Annotated in this window: 13 protein-coding genes; 11 read left to right on the forward strand and 2 right to left on the reverse strand. The window is 43.1% G+C overall.

Annotated elements, in window-relative coordinates; all coding sequences use genetic code 11:
- Positions 1-10 precede the first annotated feature (10 nt).
- Positions 11-1,840, forward strand: a complete 1,830-nt coding sequence (locus PR709_RS00545) for an SLC13 family permease (RefSeq protein ID WP_014656267.1) — start codon at positions 11-13, stop codon at positions 1,838-1,840.
- 337 nt (positions 1,841-2,177) lie between these two features.
- On the opposite strand, the gene yfbR is transcribed toward PR709_RS00545, so the two are convergent.
- Positions 2,178-2,759, reverse strand: a complete 582-nt coding sequence (yfbR, locus tag PR709_RS00550) for a 5'-deoxynucleotidase (RefSeq protein ID WP_004921141.1) — start codon at positions 2,757-2,759, stop codon at positions 2,178-2,180.
- Between the two features lie 212 nt (positions 2,760-2,971).
- Here yfbR and PR709_RS00555 point away from each other — a divergent pair, with 212 nt between their 5' ends.
- Positions 2,972-3,331 carry a hypothetical protein gene (locus PR709_RS00555; RefSeq protein WP_004921139.1) on the forward strand — a complete coding sequence of 120 codons (360 nt, stop codon included), beginning with the start codon at positions 2,972-2,974 and terminating at the stop codon, positions 3,329-3,331.
- Positions 3,332-3,858: 527 nt separating this feature from the next.
- Here the strand turns inward: PR709_RS00555 and PR709_RS00560 are convergent.
- A complete protein-coding gene (locus PR709_RS00560; RefSeq protein ID WP_014656265.1) occupies positions 3,859-5,073 on the reverse strand; it encodes a pyridoxal phosphate-dependent aminotransferase in 1,215 nt (404 codons plus the stop codon).
- 772 nt (positions 5,074-5,845) lie between these two features.
- Here PR709_RS00560 and PR709_RS00565 point away from each other — a divergent pair.
- The 9 genes from PR709_RS00565 (at position 5,846) to nuoI (ending at position 16,788) form a co-directional block, all read left to right on the forward strand.
- Complete coding sequence (locus PR709_RS00565) at positions 5,846-6,775, forward strand: LysR family transcriptional regulator (RefSeq protein ID WP_014656264.1); 930 nt, start codon at positions 5,846-5,848, stop codon at positions 6,773-6,775.
- A gap of 746 nt (positions 6,776-7,521) precedes the next feature.
- Complete coding sequence (locus tag PR709_RS00570) at positions 7,522-7,965, forward strand: NADH-quinone oxidoreductase subunit A (RefSeq protein ID WP_004921129.1); 444 nt, start codon at positions 7,522-7,524, stop codon at positions 7,963-7,965.
- 18 nt (positions 7,966-7,983) lie between these two features.
- Positions 7,984-8,658, forward strand: coding sequence for a NuoB/complex I 20 kDa subunit family protein (locus PR709_RS00575; RefSeq protein WP_004921127.1), 675 nt, complete (start codon positions 7,984-7,986; stop codon positions 8,656-8,658).
- A gap of 73 nt (positions 8,659-8,731) precedes the next feature.
- Positions 8,732-10,531, forward strand: a complete 1,800-nt coding sequence (gene nuoC / locus PR709_RS00580) for an NADH-quinone oxidoreductase subunit C/D (RefSeq protein WP_004921126.1) — start codon at positions 8,732-8,734, stop codon at positions 10,529-10,531.
- A gap of 2 nt (positions 10,532-10,533) precedes the next feature.
- A complete protein-coding gene (nuoE, locus tag PR709_RS00585) occupies positions 10,534-11,076 on the forward strand; it encodes an NADH-quinone oxidoreductase subunit NuoE (RefSeq protein ID WP_004921124.1) in 543 nt (180 codons plus the stop codon).
- A complete protein-coding gene (gene nuoF, locus PR709_RS00590) occupies positions 11,073-12,431 on the forward strand; it encodes an NADH-quinone oxidoreductase subunit NuoF (protein WP_004921121.1) in 1,359 nt (452 codons plus the stop codon). The genes nuoE and nuoF overlap by 4 nt, the downstream gene beginning before the upstream one ends.
- Positions 12,432-12,521: 90 nt before the next feature.
- Positions 12,522-15,254 carry an NADH-quinone oxidoreductase subunit NuoG gene (gene nuoG, locus PR709_RS00595; protein ID WP_004921119.1) on the forward strand — a complete coding sequence of 911 codons (2,733 nt, stop codon included), beginning with the start codon at positions 12,522-12,524 and terminating at the stop codon, positions 15,252-15,254.
- Positions 15,254-16,231, forward strand: coding sequence for an NADH-quinone oxidoreductase subunit NuoH (gene nuoH, locus PR709_RS00600; protein ID WP_014656260.1), 978 nt, complete (start codon positions 15,254-15,256; stop codon positions 16,229-16,231). The genes nuoG and nuoH overlap by 1 nt, the downstream gene beginning before the upstream one ends.
- A gap of 14 nt (positions 16,232-16,245) precedes the next feature.
- Positions 16,246-16,788 carry an NADH-quinone oxidoreductase subunit NuoI gene (gene nuoI / locus PR709_RS00605; RefSeq protein WP_004921112.1) on the forward strand — a complete coding sequence of 181 codons (543 nt, stop codon included), beginning with the start codon at positions 16,246-16,248 and terminating at the stop codon, positions 16,786-16,788.
- Positions 16,789-16,791 lie beyond the last annotated feature (3 nt).

Consider the following 16,791-nt stretch of genomic DNA (forward strand, 5'->3'; position numbering starts at 1 on the left):
AGGGGATGCTTTGAACGGAGAATTGCTGTGGGTGTTAACCCTGCTACTGATAGCTATCGTACTGTTTACCACAAACAAAATTCGGATGGATGTGGTCGCGTTATTGGTTATCGTTGCATTTGTTCTAAGTGATACTTTAACTTTAGAGCAAGCCACTGCGGGTTTCGCCGATCCTAACGTATTATTGATAGCGGCGTTATTTGTGATTGGTGATGGCTTGGTTCGAACAGGGATCGCCTATCAAATGGGCGATTGGCTGGTTCGTGTTGCAGGTAGTAGTGAAAGCAAGATGTTAGTATTTTTAATGCTAACGGTTGCTGGGCTAGGCGCTTTTATGAGTTCTACAGGGGTGGTTGCTATTTTCATCCCTGTTGTACTGAGTGTTGCCGCCCGCATGAAAATCTCTCCAGGTCGCATGATGATGCCATTAGGCTTTGCGGGCTTAATTAGTGGCATGATGACATTAGTTGCGACACCACCGAACATGGTGGTCAATAGTGAATTGGTCAGGGAAGGCATCAAAGGGTTTCAATTCTTCTCCATTACACCAATTGGTATTGTGATTTTATTGGCGGGTATCGCCTATATGTGGGTTGCCCGCCGCTGGTTAGGAAGTAGTGAACCCGATAAGCTCCCCGAACGTTATCAACGTACCTTTCGTGACCTCATTCGTGACTATAAATTAACCGGTAGAGCGCGCCGTCTTGCCATCCGTAAAGGCTCGCCATTAATTGGTCATTCCCTTGATGAATTGCATTTACGCTCTCGCTATGAAGCTAACGTGGTAGGCATTGAGCGCTGGCGGAAATTTCGCCGTGTTATGGTCAGTGCAACAGGGGGAACAGAACTTAGAGAGCAAGATGTATTGCTGGTAGATATTTCTGTCAGTGATGATGAGTTACGCCAATTCTGTTTTGAACAGAAACTGGAACCGATGATTTTACGCGGTGACTATTTTTCTGATCAATCTCGAGATGTTGGTATGGCGGAAGTGTCTATGAACCCAGATTCTGAATTATTGGGTAAAAGTCTTCGCGATATTAAGTTTCGTACTCGTTATGGCCTGAATGTTGTGGGGATCCGCAGAGATGGTAAGGCCATGGATGGTAAATTAGTTGATGAACCATTGAGGCTCGGTGATATTCTCTTGGTCATTGGGGATTGGAAACTGATCCGCATTTTGTCGACAAAACCGCGCAATTTTATTGTGTTAAACCTTGCTGCTGAAGTAGAGGCAGTCGCTCCAGCCGCCTCACAAGCTCCTCATGCGCTGTTTTGTCTGGCATTGATGGTCGCTATGATGGTAACAAATGAAATTCCTAACTTTGTTGCAGCGTTGATTGCGTGTTTATTAATGGGGAAATTCCGTTGCATTGATATGGAGAGCGCCTATAAGTCTATTCACTGGCCCAGTATCATTTTAATTGTTGGGATGATGCCGTTTGCATTGGCGCTTCAAAAAACGGGCGGGATCTCATTGGCGGTTGATGCCCTCATGGAGGTTGCGGGTAATTTGGGGCCACATGTCATGCTGCTATGTCTATTTATACTTTGTGCCACAATAGGTTTATTTATTTCTAATACCGCTACGGCCGTTTTAATGGCGCCTATCGCGATTGCTGCGGCACGTCAGATGGAGGTTTCACCATTACCGTTTGCGATGATTGTTGGGATTGCAGCTTCTGCGGCATTTATGACGCCAGTCTCGTCACCAGTGAACACATTAGTGCTAGGCCCTGGGGGCTATAAGTTTGGTGATTTTGTCAAAATTGGTGTGCCATTTACCATCATCGTGATGATTATAAGCGTATTATTAGTACCTATTCTTTTTCCTTTCTAATGAGAATGAAGCCCTTTATCAGAGGGCTTCTACTTCTTTTTGTATTCATTAAAAAACGTAACCGTTAATAGCTTAAATAACTTGAGATCGGCTTAAGCCGACTTCAGATTAACGCTTATGATAATTGGCCTGTAAAATACATGATTAAAAGTGGCAAAAAAATAGCAAACAAAAAACAATTTCTATTGTTCTCATAGAGAGTGATCATGGAAAAGTTATATTAGGTATTAATGGTGATTCAAGACGACTGAATACCGATTTCCCGACAGTATTAAAAGAATGAGAGTGAGTGTTATTGATTAAACTGGAATGAAAAGTACCATTCCAGTTTTGAAGATTAATGGCTAATTTCATCAAGAGATAGTTTAAAACCAGGTACAAAAATCTCGATAAAATAATCCATCTCGGGGCTTTGTCGCTCAGCAAGGATTTTTTCAAGGCGTTTTTTGGCTAATTTAAATTCACTATTTCCGGCAGATAACTCTTCTAAACATTTTAAATAAGCGCACAGCGAGTCAGCCTGTTTAACAATGCTGTGCTCTTCATCCGATTGCAACTCTTCAATGAGAAGTGGCTTGAAATCCTCTTGTAGCTCTTCTGGAAGCATATCTAGCAATTTTTGCTGGGCAAATTGTTCTATCTTTTTATATTCATGCGCAATCTGTGAATTGTGATACTTAATCGGGGTGGGAAGGTCACCCGTAATCACTTCACTGGCATCATGGTACATTGCTAATAAAGCAATGCGTTCAGCGTTAACGTGACCAGCGAATTTGCGGTTTTTGATAATCGCCAGCGCGTGAGCGACCATGGCAACTTGTAAGCTATGCTCTGAGACATTCTCAGTACGGACATTACGCATTAGCGGCCAGCGATAGATGAGTTTCATTCGTGCAAGGTGGGCAAAAAAGTAGCTCATAAAACCTCATTAAATGGGCAAAGAAACGATTATATTATAGTCTATTTAAAATAGATATTGGTTTGTCAAAGGTTAAGGAAATTAAAATAGAAGTAAATTAATAATTTAAGTGGTTTTATATCGCTAATCATTCATTTATTTTATATCTGCTGTAAAACAGCATTAATTAAATTTATTTCTATTGATAGCATGAGAAACTATATGGAGGGTTTATGCCTTGGAATTTGGGGTTTATTACATTTGAAAATTTTTGGCATGAAAAATTAAAATATGTCAGATTACATCATACGGCCGCTCATGGTAAGCCAACAGATATGACACTTTATAATATTGAGCATGGGAAGATTATAAAAAAAGCAGGTTCATTTGAGTATTCTGGCTATGAAGATTATTGGCGACTAGAAATAATAACAGAGCGAGGAGAAAGATTTATTACAAAAAATAATTTTTACTGTTCTATTACTGAAGATGATGACCCAACAGTTATTGTTGGTGTTAATGGTGATGCAAGAACCATGTATATTGCATTTTCTCACTCAAGTGGTTGCAAAACTAAACTACTAAGAGCCTAGTAAAGCTAATTTAAAAGAGAAGAGATAATGCTATCATAATAAGATAGTAGCTTTAATTTTATTAGGCCAATATACTTTTATAGAACGTCTGTTTATGATGTTCTTTTATTGTTGTTTTATTTGTTTTTAATTATTGTTTGATCTGCGGTGATAAAAATCTATAATCAGGAATAACATTCTTAATAAATAATGGTAGGGGATAATATGAAATACTTTCCAATTATATTATTGCTATTCTTTTTAGCAGCAGTTTATTTTATTTCTATTATATGATTATTGATAAACGATAATAAATAAGTCTGAATCATCTTTTTAAGAGTATTAACAAAACGTTGTTCAATAAAGAGGTGATAGGCCGTCTATTGTGTTTGCTGAATGCTTAGCTCTATTGTCTCAATAAGACAGCAGGGCTTTTTTATTTTCTAGCTTAAATTGGAAAAGTAATAAATGTTAAGCCGTAACAGACGATTCATAAAAAACACTCCCTTTTTTGAGGGAGTGTTTCTGTCTTAACGATTAATGAAGCATTATTGGCGATAATTTTCGATAAAACGACCAAATTTATTAATTGCCATTTCAAGATCATCTGCATAAGGCAGGGTCACGATGCGGAAGTGATCCGGCTCTGGCCAGTTAAATGCAGTACCTTGTACAAGAAGCACTTTTTCTTGTAGTAATAAATCAAGGATCATTTTCTGGTCATCATGGATATTGAAACGCTTAATATCGATTTTAGGGAACATATACAGCGCGCCTTGTGGTTTTACACAAGAAACCCCTGGGATTTGGTTAATTAGTTGCCAAGCACGTTCACGTTGCTCATATAACCTACCACCGGGTTGAATAAATTCGCTGATGCTTTGATAGCCGCCGAGTGCTGTTTGGATAGCATGCTGCATAGGAACGTTAGCACACAGGCGCATTGATGCTAACATTTCGAGACCTTCAATATAGCTCTTAGCTTGTTGTTTCGGCCCGTTTAATACCATCCAACCTTGGCGGAAACCTGCCACACGATAGGTTTTTGACAATCCGTTAAAAGTGACGGTCAGTAAATCTGGCGCTAATGCCGCAATTGAGTGATGCACGGCACCGTCATACAGGATTTTATCGTAAATCTCATCGGCAAAAATAATAAGGTTGTGTTGGCGTGCAAGCTCAACGATTTCTAACAATAACTCTTTACTGTAAACCGCGCCGGTTGGGTTATTTGGGTTAATGATGACAATTCCGCGAGTGCGAGGCGTAACTTTTTTACGAATATCATCAATATCAGGCATCCAACCTTGCTGTTCATCACACATATAATGAACTGCATTACCACCGGATAAAGAAACTGCCGCAGTCCACAACGGGTAATCAGGGGCAGGTACTAGCATCTCATCACCATTATTGAGCAGCGCTTGCATTGCTTGCACAATCAGTTCAGAAACACCATTACCAATATAAACGTCTTCAACCGTCATTTCACGAATATTGCGAGCCTGATAGTGCTGAACAATGGCTTTACGTGCGGAATATAATCCTTTTGAATCACAATAACCTTGCGAGCTCGGTAGATTACGCAATACATCGACCAGAATTTCATCTGGGGCTTCGAAGCCAAACGGTGCCGGATTACCGATATTTAGCTTGAGGACTTTGTTACCTTCTTCTTCTAAGCGCTTTGCTTCTTTTAATACAGGCCCGCGAATGTCGTAACAGACATTATCAAGCTTGTTAGATTTTTTAATGTTATTCATTCGTTCTCTCATTACCCTATTTGGGAAGACTTAAGTAGGGGGATTCCGGCTTATCTGTTACTACTCTACTCTTACCACGGAAGCTTTTGAAGATAGGAGATAATTTTTGGTGAAAAAGGTTGGTTTATGCTGTGATGTGACTGTTGATAACTAAACATGCCACTTAAGTTGAATGTAGATGCCAATAATATTAATTAATTTGAAGTTATCTGTTGTCAATTCTGGCTGTTTTGGAGGAAAAAATAGAAATTATGGGCAAATAATGGCTAGAAACAAAAAGATTGTATCAAATTGTAAGATTGATGACGAAATTGGATGTATAGAAATAAAAATTCATAAATTTCCGTGGAATTTCAACAGAAATTAGCTCTTTTTGTTAGTAATATTGATTGTTCTAGTGAGAAAATAATGAATAAAAATGAATGATAAAACTATAACTAACTGAAAAATAAACGTTTGAGTTAAGGCGTGAGTACATGTTTAAAGGCATTTACATTAAAATAATTGCAATTACATTAAATATGTTAGTATTTAGAGGACGGCAAATAAGAAGGTTGTTTTTACGATTTAAATTAAATCGATTGGTTAACATGCTTCTTTGTCGTTCGGTGGAACGTTCATTTTAAGATTGTCCCACTCGGATAAAGTGTAATAAATGTGAGTCTAAGGATTAGATAAACATCAAGCAAGTTATTTCAGTAATTAAACAAGCTGATCTCAAGGAGGAGAGCAGGAACACCAGGTAACATAAAATTATATAAGAGAATTAAAGATGATAAATTCCAATCGTCCAATAATGAACCTTGATCTGGACCTACTGAGGACATTTGTCGCAGTTGCCGATCTAAATACATTTGCTGCCGCTGCTGCTGCAGTATGTCGAACCCAGTCTGCTGTCAGTCAGCAAATGCAACGCTTAGAACAATTAGTCGGTCGTGAGTTATTTGCTCGCCACGGGAGGAATAAATTACTCACCGCACATGGTTTACAATTACTCGGCTACGCAAGACAAATTTTGCGTGCAAATGATGACGCAACAGCATCATTGACGTATAACGACGCTGAAGGTGAATTGAGAATAGGTGCATCCGATGATACGGTTGATATCTTACTCCCATTTTTACTCAACCGTATTGCGTCTATTTTCCCGCGTCTTGCTGTTGAAGTCAGGATCAAACGCGCACAATTTATTGAGTCGATGCTAGATAATCATGAGATTGATTTAGCTTTGACGACGGCGCGTATTAGCCATCATCCAAAAACAGCATTAAGAACAGTACCCGTGTTATGGCACAGTGCCCCTGATTTCCAGTTGCGCGCTAATGAGCCGATTCCATTAGTAGTTATGGATGAAACAAACCCATACCGCAAACTGAGTACTGATGCTTTAGATAATGCGGGGCTTGCATGGCATATTGCGTATGAAGCAGCATCACTTCCTGCTGTCAGAGCGGCTGTAAATGCAGAAGTCGGCGTGACAGCGCGACCGATGGAAATGCAAAATGCGGATCTGCGCATTTTAAATGAAACGGATGGTCTGCCTCGTTTGCCTGATATCCAATATTGGCTGTATAAAAATGCTGATGAACAAAAGGATTCAGTGTTAACAGTATTTAGTGCAATTGAAAACAAAAAGATCCCTTATGCTGTTGCACCTACCAGTGACGATGTCATTGTTAACGAAAGTGAAGGGTCATTTTAAGCACCAATAATTATTTGATGATTATTAATTGATTAGTACAAACTCAATGGAAAAAACCGCGATAACTTCGCGGTTTTTTTTGAGCAAAACGGGGCAAAAAAGGACAAAGTAACCACTTAATAAGTATGGTTTAAAATAATATTACGTGAAATAATTGTGATGTAGATGGCAGAACATGAATTTCATTTTTTAGTTACAAAATTGTTATCTTGTTAACAATCATATTTTGCTGAATTGATAAAATAGGACTGCTTAGTCAGACAGTTACTTGATTTAGTGAATAAAAAACAGTTAATGTGACTTAGACTAAATTTGAATATTCTGTAAACAGTATGAGCAAATTTTCAATAAAACTGTGCGCTAGATCAAATAAAAAGAGCAAGTTTTCATCTGGTAAGACAGGTTTTTCCTGAGATAATAGTGTAGTAAAAGCGAATAATCAGTTAGACTAGTCATTGCGTTTATTGTGTGTATTTACACACTGACACGTTTTAGCTGATTTTGAGTACTTTTTGTTGCAATCTTGTTTTTGGTAGGTCAACGAATTGTAGCAAGTACGGGTTATTTTGCTTAAGTTGAGCAAAATAAATAGTCGGAGAGAGGACAAACCAAACACGGTCTTCAGACTGCTTTTTTATGTTTGGTGATGATTTTTGGTCTTTCTTCTCGGTTAACTGGGCAATTATGGTGTAATACTGCCGTTAAGAGCAGATTCACGCACCATGTGTAATGAGTAAGCAACGAGTATGTCTGAATCTATCCTAGCGTTAGCCCATAACTGGGCCTTTACGATATTCTTTGTCGGCGCCATCGCCCTTTGTTCGTTTATGTTGGTCGCTGGTCATTTCCTCGGCAGCCGTGCCAAAGCCAGAACAAAACACGTACCTTATGAATCAGGTATTGATTCAGTAGGGAGTGCCCGTCTTCGGATGTCGGCGAAATTCTACTTGGTTGCCATGTTCTTCGTTGTCTTCGATGTGGAAGCCATGTTCCTGTTTGCATGGGCTGTAGCCGTCCGTGAAGTCGGTTGGTTAGGCTTTATCGAAGCAGCAATTTTCATTTTGGTATTGTTGGCTGGACTGTTTTATCTGGTTCGCGTTGGTGCATTGGATTGGACTCCTGTCCGTTCACGTCGCGCAGTTAAAGGTCCTAGTGAAGTTATTAAAATCAGCAATCGTCATCCGCAGTAACAAGCGAGGCATTATACAATGGATTATACGCTCACCCGCATAGATCCGAACGGTGAGAACGACCGTTATCCCCTGCAAACTCAAGAAATCGTTACCGATCCACTTGAGCAGCAAGTTAAAAACAGTGTTTACATGGGAAAACTTTCTCATGCCTTACACGATGTCGTTAACTGGGGGCGCAAAAATTCTCTTTGGCCATATAACTTTGGTCTCTCATGTTGCTATGTTGAAATGGTGACGTCGTTCACAGCAGTTCATGACGTAGCCCGCTTTGGGGCAGAGGTTCTCCGTGCTTCACCTCGTCAAGCCGACTTTATGGTCGTTGCAGGAACCTGCTTTACGAAAATGGCTCCCGTCATTCAACGTCTCTATGACCAGATGCTTGAACCAAAATGGGTCATCTCCATGGGTTCATGTGCTAACTCTGGCGGTATGTATGACATTTATTCTGTCGTCCAAGGTGTAGATAAATTTATTCCTGTGGATGTTTATATTCCCGGTTGCCCACCACGTCCTGAAGCTTATATGCAAGCTCTGCTTCTGTTACAGGAATCCATCGGTAAAGAGCGTCGTCCGCTATCGTGGGTTGTTGGTGATCAGGGGGTTTATCGTGCCAATATGCAATCAGAAAGAGAAAGAAAGCACGGTGAACGTATCGCAGTGACTAACTTGCGAACCCCAGACGAAATTTAAGGCTTAAAGCCATACAGCGTAACAGAGCAATGTGTTGCGAAATGATAAACCTGATCAAGCGTTATGGTGAAGAATGATGACAGATCAGATAGCGCAAGAGAGTACCCTGCCAGGATGGCAGACACAGGAACATTTAAATGATCCTGTGCTTCTGGAACTGCGCAACCAATTTGGCCCGGATGCCTTTTCTGTTCAAGCTACCCGTACTGGAATGCCAGTTATTTGGGTAAGACGTGAGCAGTTACTGGAAGTCGTAGACTTTTTGAAAAAATTGCCAAAACCTTATGTCATGTTATTTGACTTGCATGGGGTGGATGAGCGTCAGAGAATACATAGACAAGGTTTGCCAGAGGCAGACTTTAGTGTTTTCTATCACCTCATCTCGATTGATCGCAACCGCGATATCATGTTGAAGGTCGCATTAAATGAGAAAGACCTGAATGTACCTTCTATCGTGTCACTGTTCCCAAATGCTAACTGGTACGAGCGAGAAGTGTGGGATATGTTTGGTATTACCTTCCAAGGTCACCCAAACTTACGCCGCCTGCTAATGTCACCAAGCTGGGAAGGTCACCCATTACGTAAAGACTACCCAGCGCGCGCTACAGAATTTGACCCATTTGAGCTAACTAAGCAAAAACAAGATCTGGAAATGGAAGCACTAACTTTCAAACCAGAAGAGTGGGGCATGGCGCGTGGTAATGAAAACGAAGACTTCATGTTCCTTAACTTAGGACCTAACCATCCCTCTTCACACGGTGCCTTCCGTATTGTGTTGCAGCTAGATGGTGAAGAAATCGTAAACTGCGTACCAGATATCGGTTACCACCATCGTGGTGCTGAAAAAATGGGTGAGCGTCAGTCTTGGCATAGCTACATTCCTTATACTGACCGTATTGAATACCTTGGCGGTTGTGTGAATGAAATGCCTTATGTGTTAGCCGTTGAAAAGCTAGCGGGCATTGAAGTTCCTGATCGCGTGAAAACGATCCGAGTGATGCTATCTGAGCTGTTCCGCATTAACAGCCATTTACTCTATATCAGTACCTATATTCAAGACTCCGGCGCAATGACCCCTGTGTTTTTTGCGTTTACAGACCGCCAAAAAGTTTACAACGTCGTTGAAGCCATTACCGGTTTCCGTATGCACCCAGCTTGGTTCCGTATCGGTGGTGTTGCGCATGACCTACCACGCGGTTGGGATAAATTACTACGTGAATTATTAGATTGGCTGCCAAAACGCCTCGACTCTTATGTCACGACAGCACTGAAAAACACCATTTTGAAAGGCCGTTCAATCGGGGTTGCTGCTTATACAAAAGAAGAAGCCTTGGCTTGGGGGGTTACTGGTGCTGGTTTACGTGCGACAGGTCTTGATTTTGACGTGCGTAAATGGCGTCCGTATTCAGGCTACGAAAACTTTGAGTTTGATATTCCTATTGCTCACAACGGTGACTGTTATGACCGTGTGATGATCAAAGTGGAAGAGATCCGCCAAAGTATGCGTATTCTTGAACAATGTTTGAAGAATATGCCAGAAGGGCCTTTCAAAGCCGATCACCCATTGACGACGCCGCCACCGAAAGAGCGGACGTTGCAGCATATTGAAACCCTGATCAACCACTTCTTACAAGTGTCTTGGGGTCCAGTTATGCCTGCGAATGAATCATTCCAGATGATCGAAGCAACTAAAGGGATTAACAGTTACTACCTAACGAGTGATGGCAGCACAATGAGCTACCGTACTCGTATTCGTACACCGAGCTATGCGCATTTGCAGCAAATTCCAGCGGTGATCAAAGGTAGTCTGGTTTCCGACTTGATTGTCTATCTGGGTAGTATCGATTTTGTAATGTCGGATGTGGATCGCTAACCATGCATAATGAACATAATAAGCAGACCAGTCTTGATGGCGTAAATGTTTTTGAACCGCAAGAAACACAGCACGGTTTCGTTTTAACGGAAGCCGAGCGTGCTGAAATCGAAGGTGAAAAACACCACTATGAAGACCCGCGTGCTGCCTCAATTGAAGCACTAAAAATTGTGCAAAAAAACCGTGGCTGGGTTGAAGACGGTGCTATTTACGCGATTGCCGAAGTACTAGGTATCCCCGCGAGTGATGTCGAAGGTGTGGCGACATTCTATAGCCAAATCTTCCGTCAACCTGTAGGACGCCACATTATTCGTTATTGCGATAGTGTGGTTTGCCATATTACGGGATACCAAGGATTAGAAGCTGAAATTATCAATCAGTTAAATATTCGTCCAGGGCAAACAACGGCAGATGGCCGCTTTACGCTGCTACCAACCTGTTGTTTGGGTAACTGTGATAAGGGTCCTACTATGATGATTGATGAGGACACTCACAGCTACGTACAGCCTGAAGATATTAAAAAGTTACTGGAGCAGTATCCATGACAAACTCCTTTAAACAAGTGATCCGTACTGCGGAAACACATCCGTTGACATGGCGTTTGCGTGATGACAAACAACCTGTTTGGCTGGATGAGTATCGTAGTAAGAATGGATATAAAGGTGTTGAACGTGCACTTAAGGGCATGGCACCCGACGAGGTGGTTAGCCTTGTCAAAGACGCTGGGCTAAAAGGCCGCGGCGGTGCAGGTTTCTCCACTGGTCTGAAATGGAGCCTGATGCCAAAAGACGAAAACATGAAACTGCGTTACTTTTTATGTAATGCGGATGAAATGGAGCCAGGCACCTATAAAGACCGTCTTTTGATGGAGCAACTGCCTCACCTTTTAGTTGAAGGCATGATCATCGGGGCTTATGCGCTAAAAGCTTATCGTGGTTATATCTTCCTACGCGGTGAATATGTTGAGGCGGCCAAACACCTACGTCGTGCCATCGAAGAAGCGAAAGCGGCTGGGTTACTCGGTAAAAATATTTTAGGTTCAGGCTTTGACTTTGAACTGTTCGTGCATACCGGTGCTGGTCGTTATATCTGTGGTGAAGAAACGGCATTAATTAACTCCCTTGAAGGGCGTCGCGCGAACCCACGTTCAAAACCACCATTCCCTGCAACGTCAGGTGCATGGGGTAAACCTACTTGCGTAAACAACGTTGAAACTATCTGTAACGTTCCTGCCATCTTAGAGCATGGTGAGCAATGGTATATCAACCTCAGTGCTGGCAAGAGTAAAGATGCGGGCACCAAGCTGATGGGCTTTTCAGGCAGAGTGAAAAATCCAGGCTTATGGGAATTGCCATTTGGCACAACAGCACGCGAAGTGTTGGAAGATTATGCAGGTGGGATGCGTGATGGACTGACATTAAAAGCATGGCAACCCGGCGGCGCGGGTACTGACTTTTTAACTGGCGATCATCTTGATTTACCAATGGATTTTGAATCTATCGGTAAAGCAGGGAGCCGTTTAGGTACTGCGTTAGCGATGGCCGTGGATAACGAAATCAACATGGTGTCTCTGGTTCGTAACCTTGAAACTTTCTTCGCTCGTGAATCCTGTGGCTGGTGTACGCCTTGCCGTGATGGCTTGCCATGGAGCGTGAAAATTTTGCAGGCGTTAGAAAAAGGGGAAGGGCAGCCGGGCGATATTGAAACATTAGAGCAACTTTGCCGTTTCTTAGGTCCGGGTAAAACTTTCTGCGCTCACGCACCGGGTGCGGTAGAGCCATTACAGAGCGCCATCAAATATTTCCGTGAAGAATTCGAAGCGGGTATCTCGCAAAAAGATCTGCGCAATATTGCTCAGATAGCCGGTATCCAGCCCAACCTATTAAAACAGCGTTGGTAATATTTTTGCGAATGAGCAACCGCAAAAATCGATTTTCACGAAGAACGTATTTTTGATTAACGCCTGCTGTTGAGCGGGCCTTTGGGAAGCATGCTGACTATGGCTACAATATATGTAGACGGCAAAGAATATGATGTAAACGGGTCTGAAAACCTGTTACAAGCCTGCCTTTCTCTGGGGCTAGATATTCCTTATTTTTGCTGGCATCCGGCGCTGGGAAGCGTTGGCGCTTGCCGCCAGTGTGCGGTTAAGCAATATCAAAACGCGGATGACACTCGTGGTCGTCTCGTGATGTCTTGTATGACACCGGCAACGGAAGGGACTTACATCTCTATCGATGATGAAGAGGCCAAACAATTCCGTGAAAGTGTTGTGGAATGGCTAATGACCAACCACCCACACGACTGTCCAGTCTGTGAGGAAGGGGGCAACTGTCATTTACAAGATATGACGGTAATGACCGGTCATAATATGCGTAAATACCGTTTTACCAAGCGTACTCACATCAATCAGGATCTGGGGCCTTTCATTAACCATGAAATGAACCGCTGTATTGCCTGCTATCGTTGTGTGCGTTATTACAAAGATTACGCAGATGGTACGGATTTAGGCGTGTATGGCGCACACAACTATGTCTACTTCGGTCGTACTGAAGATGGCACACTGGAGAGTGAATTCTCCGGTAACTTAGTTGAAGTGTGTCCAACGGGTGTATTTACCGATAAAACACATTCAGAACGCTATAACCGTAAATGGGATATGCAGTTTGCACCGGGGATCTGCCAACAGTGCAGCATCGGTTGTAACACTAGCCCAGGTGAACGTTATGGTGAATTACGCCGTATTGAAAACCGCTACAACGGCTCAGTAAACCACTATTTCCTGTGTGACCGTGGGCGCTTTGGCTATGGTTATGTTAACCGTAAAGATAGACCTCGCCAGCCACTGCTAAATAAAGATGGCGTGAAACAAGTGATTTCAGCCATTGAAGCGATGCAAAGTGGTGCACAGATCATCAATCAAGCGAAAAAAGTGATTGGTATCGGCTCTCCACGTGCCAGTGTCGAAAGTAACTATGCACTCCGTGCATTAGTTGGCGCGGAAAACTTCTACTCAGGTGTTTCGGCAGATGAACAGCGTCGCCTTGAATTGATGCACAACATTCTGCAAAACGGGGGGATCTATACACCAAGCTTACGCGAAGTGGAAGATTACGATGCAGTATTGGTTCTGGGTGAAGATTTAACTCAGACGGGTGCTCGTATGGCACTCTCGGTTCGCCAAGCCGTTAAAGGTAAAGCTCGTGAAATGGCAGCGGCCCAAAAAGTGGCAGACTGGCAAATAGCGGCGATCATGAATATCGGCCAACACGCGAAATACCCTCTGTTTATCACTAACGTTGACGATACGCGTTTAGATGATATCGCGGCATTTAACTACCGTGCTCCTGTTGCAGACCAAGCGCGTTTTGGTTTCGCTATTGCGAACATGATTAATGGTGATGCACCGGCTGTAACAGATTTACCTGCTGATTTACGAGCTAAAGTTGAAACCATTGCTCAAGCGCTGGCCAGTGCGAAAAAACCATTGATTATCAGTGGTAGCCACTCAGCAAGCGATGCGATGATCCAAGCGGCTGCTAACGTTGCGTTTGCACTCAAAGCAAAAGGTGCTCAAGTGGGGCTATCTTACCTTGCTTCCCACGCGAATAGTTTTGGTCTCGCAATGATGAAAGCACAGCCGTTGGATAGTGCATTTGAGCGCATTAATGCAAATGAAGTCGATGTCGCTATTGTGATGGAAAATGACCTTTACCGTCATAGCAGTGTTAACGCTGTCGATAGTGCATTGGCGAAACTGAAGCACCTCATTGTGGCGGATCATCAACATACTGCCATTATGGATAAAGCCACCTTGGTATTACCTGCGGCAAGTTTTGCGGAAGCAGATGGAACCTTGATCAACCAAGAAGGTCGCGCTCAACGCTTCTTCCAAGTCTTTGACCCATCTTTCTACGATAAATCTATCGTCATGAACGAAAGCTGGCGCTGGTTGCATTCACTGCAAACAGAAGCGCAAGCACGTGATGCAGATTGGTCTCAGCTTGATCATGTTATTGCGGATTGTGTGGCTGCGTTACCTCAGTTTGAAGGTATTGTCGATGCGGCACCAAAAGCATCTTTCCGTATTCGTGGTCAGAAACTTGCTCGTGAGCCACACCGTTATAGTGGGCGTACGGCGATGCTAGCGAATCAATCGGTTCATGAACAGCGCCAACCGCAAGATAAAGACACGGCGTTTGCGTTCTCTATGGAAGGGAACAACAGCCCAACGGCACCACGTCAGCAAATTCCATTTGCATGGGCACCAGGTTGGAACTCACCACAAGCTTGGAACAAATTCCAAAGTGAAGTGGGTGGACATCTGCGTTTTGGTGATCCGGGCATTCGTTTGTTTAATTCAACAGAAGGTAAACTGGGTTATTTCACGGAGATCCCAGCGGCTTATCAGGCGACTGAAGCTCAATGGGTGGTTGCGCCTTACTATCACTTGTTCGGCAGTGATGAGATGTCACAACGCTCTGAGGTGATCCAGCAGCGCATGCCGGAACCTTATATCATGTTGAATGAAAAAGATGCCGCGGCGATTGGCCTTGCAGCAGGTACTCAAGCGGAGTTCAGTTATGAAGGACAAACCTTTAATCTGACGGTGCGCGTGAGTAAAAATCTGTCGAGTGGTCAAATCGGTCTGCCATTGGGTATGCCAGGTATTGCACCAGCCATGGCGGGTGTATCAGTCAATAATCTGCGGAGGGGGGCATGATGGATTGGATATCCCCAGAAGTGATGGAAATTTTAGTTTCCGTCCTTAAATCGATTGTCATCCTATTGGTTGTTGTGATCTGTGGGGCATACATGAGTTTGGGTGAACGCCGTATTCTCGGTTTATTCCAAAATCGTTATGGCCCTAACCGCGTTGGACCATTTGGCATGGGGCAGTTAATGGCCGACATGTTCAAAATGTTGTTCAAAGAAGACTGGATCCCACAGTTTGCAGACAAAAAAATCTTTACGTTAGCACCTGTGATTGCGTTTTGTTCGCTGTTCCTCGCTTTTGCTATCGTACCTGTCAGCCCAACATGGTATGTCGCTGACCTGAATATCGGGATCTTATTTTTCCTGATGATGGCAGGTCTTGCGGTTTATGCCGTGCTGTTTGCTGGTTGGTCAAGTAACAACAAATACTCACTGCTAGGTGCGATGCGTGCCTCCGCACAAACGGTGAGCTACGAAGTGTTCTTAGGTCTTTCATTGATGGGGGTTGTGGCTCAAGCAGGCTCTTTCAATTTGATTGATATTGTGGACGCTCAGAAAGGTATGTGGAACATCATTCCTCAATTCTTTGGCTTTGTGACGTTTGCGATTGCAGGTGTTGCGGTATGTCACCGTCACCCGTTTGACCAACCAGAAGCTGAACAAGAGATTGCGGATGGTTACCACGTTGAATATTCAGGTATGAAATTCGGCCTGTTCTTCGTTGGTGAGTATATCGGTATTGTTACAGTCTCTGCTTTGATTGTAACGCTGTTCTTTGGTGGCTGGCATGGACCTTTCTTGCCGTCATTCCTGTGGTTTGCGATTAAGACTGCCTTCTTCATGATGATGTTTATCCTGATCCGTGCATCTTTACCCCGCCCACGTTATGACCAAGTGATGTCTTTCGGTTGGAAAATCTGCCTGCCGCTGACTCTGCTTAACCTGCTGGGTACCGCAGCAGTTATTTTATACAACGCTCAGTAAGGGGTGATTGAACCATGACATTGAAAGATTTATTGGTCGGTTTCGGCACTCAAGTACGCAGTATTTGGTTGGTCGGTTTGCATGCGTTCCAAAAACGTGAAACGCAAATGTATCCCGAAGAGCCAGTTTACCTGCCGCCCCGTTACCGTGGTCGTATCGTATTAACCCGTGACCCAGACGGTGAAGAGCGTTGTGTTGCCTGTAACTTATGTGCGGTTGCTTGCCCAGTGGGCTGTATCTCACTGCAAAAAGCGGAGCATGAGGATGGGCGTTGGTATCCTGAATTTTTCCGCATTAACTTCTCACGCTGCATTTTCTGTGGGTTGTGTGAAGAGGCTTGCCCAACAACGGCAATCCAATTAACACCTGACTTTGAAATGGGTGAATGGCGTCGTCAAGATCTTGTTTATGAAAAAGATCACTTATTAATTTCAGGTCCGGGTAAATATCCTGATTATAACTTTTACCGTAAATCGGGTATGGCGATTGCAGGTAAAGACAAAGGTGAAGCGGATAACGAAGCCAAACCAATTAACGTCAAAGACCTGTTGCCATAAGGA

Origin of the sequence: Providencia sp. PROV267 (assembly GCF_028477825.1) — a bacterium.
Classification (GTDB): domain Bacteria; phylum Pseudomonadota; class Gammaproteobacteria; order Enterobacterales; family Enterobacteriaceae; genus Providencia; species Providencia stuartii.

Bases quoted from the DNA above. Each gene is read 5' to 3' on its own strand.
- nuoC (WP_004921126.1), top strand. From the start codon at position 8,732: ATGATGACAGATCAGATAGCGCAAGAGAGTACCCTGCCAGGATGGCAG.
- nuoH (WP_014656260.1), top strand. From the start codon at position 15,254: ATGGATTGGATATCCCCAGAAGTGATGGAAATTTTAGTTTCCGTCCTT.
- PR709_RS00560 (WP_014656265.1), bottom strand. From the start codon at position 5,073: ATGAATAACATTAAAAAATCTAACAAGCTTGATAATGTCTGTTACGAC.
- nuoF (WP_004921121.1), top strand. From the start codon at position 11,073: ATGACAAACTCCTTTAAACAAGTGATCCGTACTGCGGAAACACATCCG.
- PR709_RS00555 (WP_004921139.1), top strand. From the start codon at position 2,972: ATGCCTTGGAATTTGGGGTTTATTACATTTGAAAATTTTTGGCATGAA.
- nuoE (WP_004921124.1), top strand. From the start codon at position 10,534: ATGCATAATGAACATAATAAGCAGACCAGTCTTGATGGCGTAAATGTT.
- nuoG (WP_004921119.1), top strand. From the start codon at position 12,522: ATGCTGACTATGGCTACAATATATGTAGACGGCAAAGAATATGATGTA.
- nuoI (WP_004921112.1), top strand. From the start codon at position 16,246: ATGACATTGAAAGATTTATTGGTCGGTTTCGGCACTCAAGTACGCAGT.
- PR709_RS00575 (WP_004921127.1), top strand. From the start codon at position 7,984: ATGGATTATACGCTCACCCGCATAGATCCGAACGGTGAGAACGACCGT.
- yfbR (WP_004921141.1), bottom strand. From the start codon at position 2,759: ATGAGCTACTTTTTTGCCCACCTTGCACGAATGAAACTCATCTATCGC.
- PR709_RS00565 (WP_014656264.1), top strand. From the start codon at position 5,846: ATGATAAATTCCAATCGTCCAATAATGAACCTTGATCTGGACCTACTG.
- PR709_RS00570 (WP_004921129.1), top strand. From the start codon at position 7,522: ATGTCTGAATCTATCCTAGCGTTAGCCCATAACTGGGCCTTTACGATA.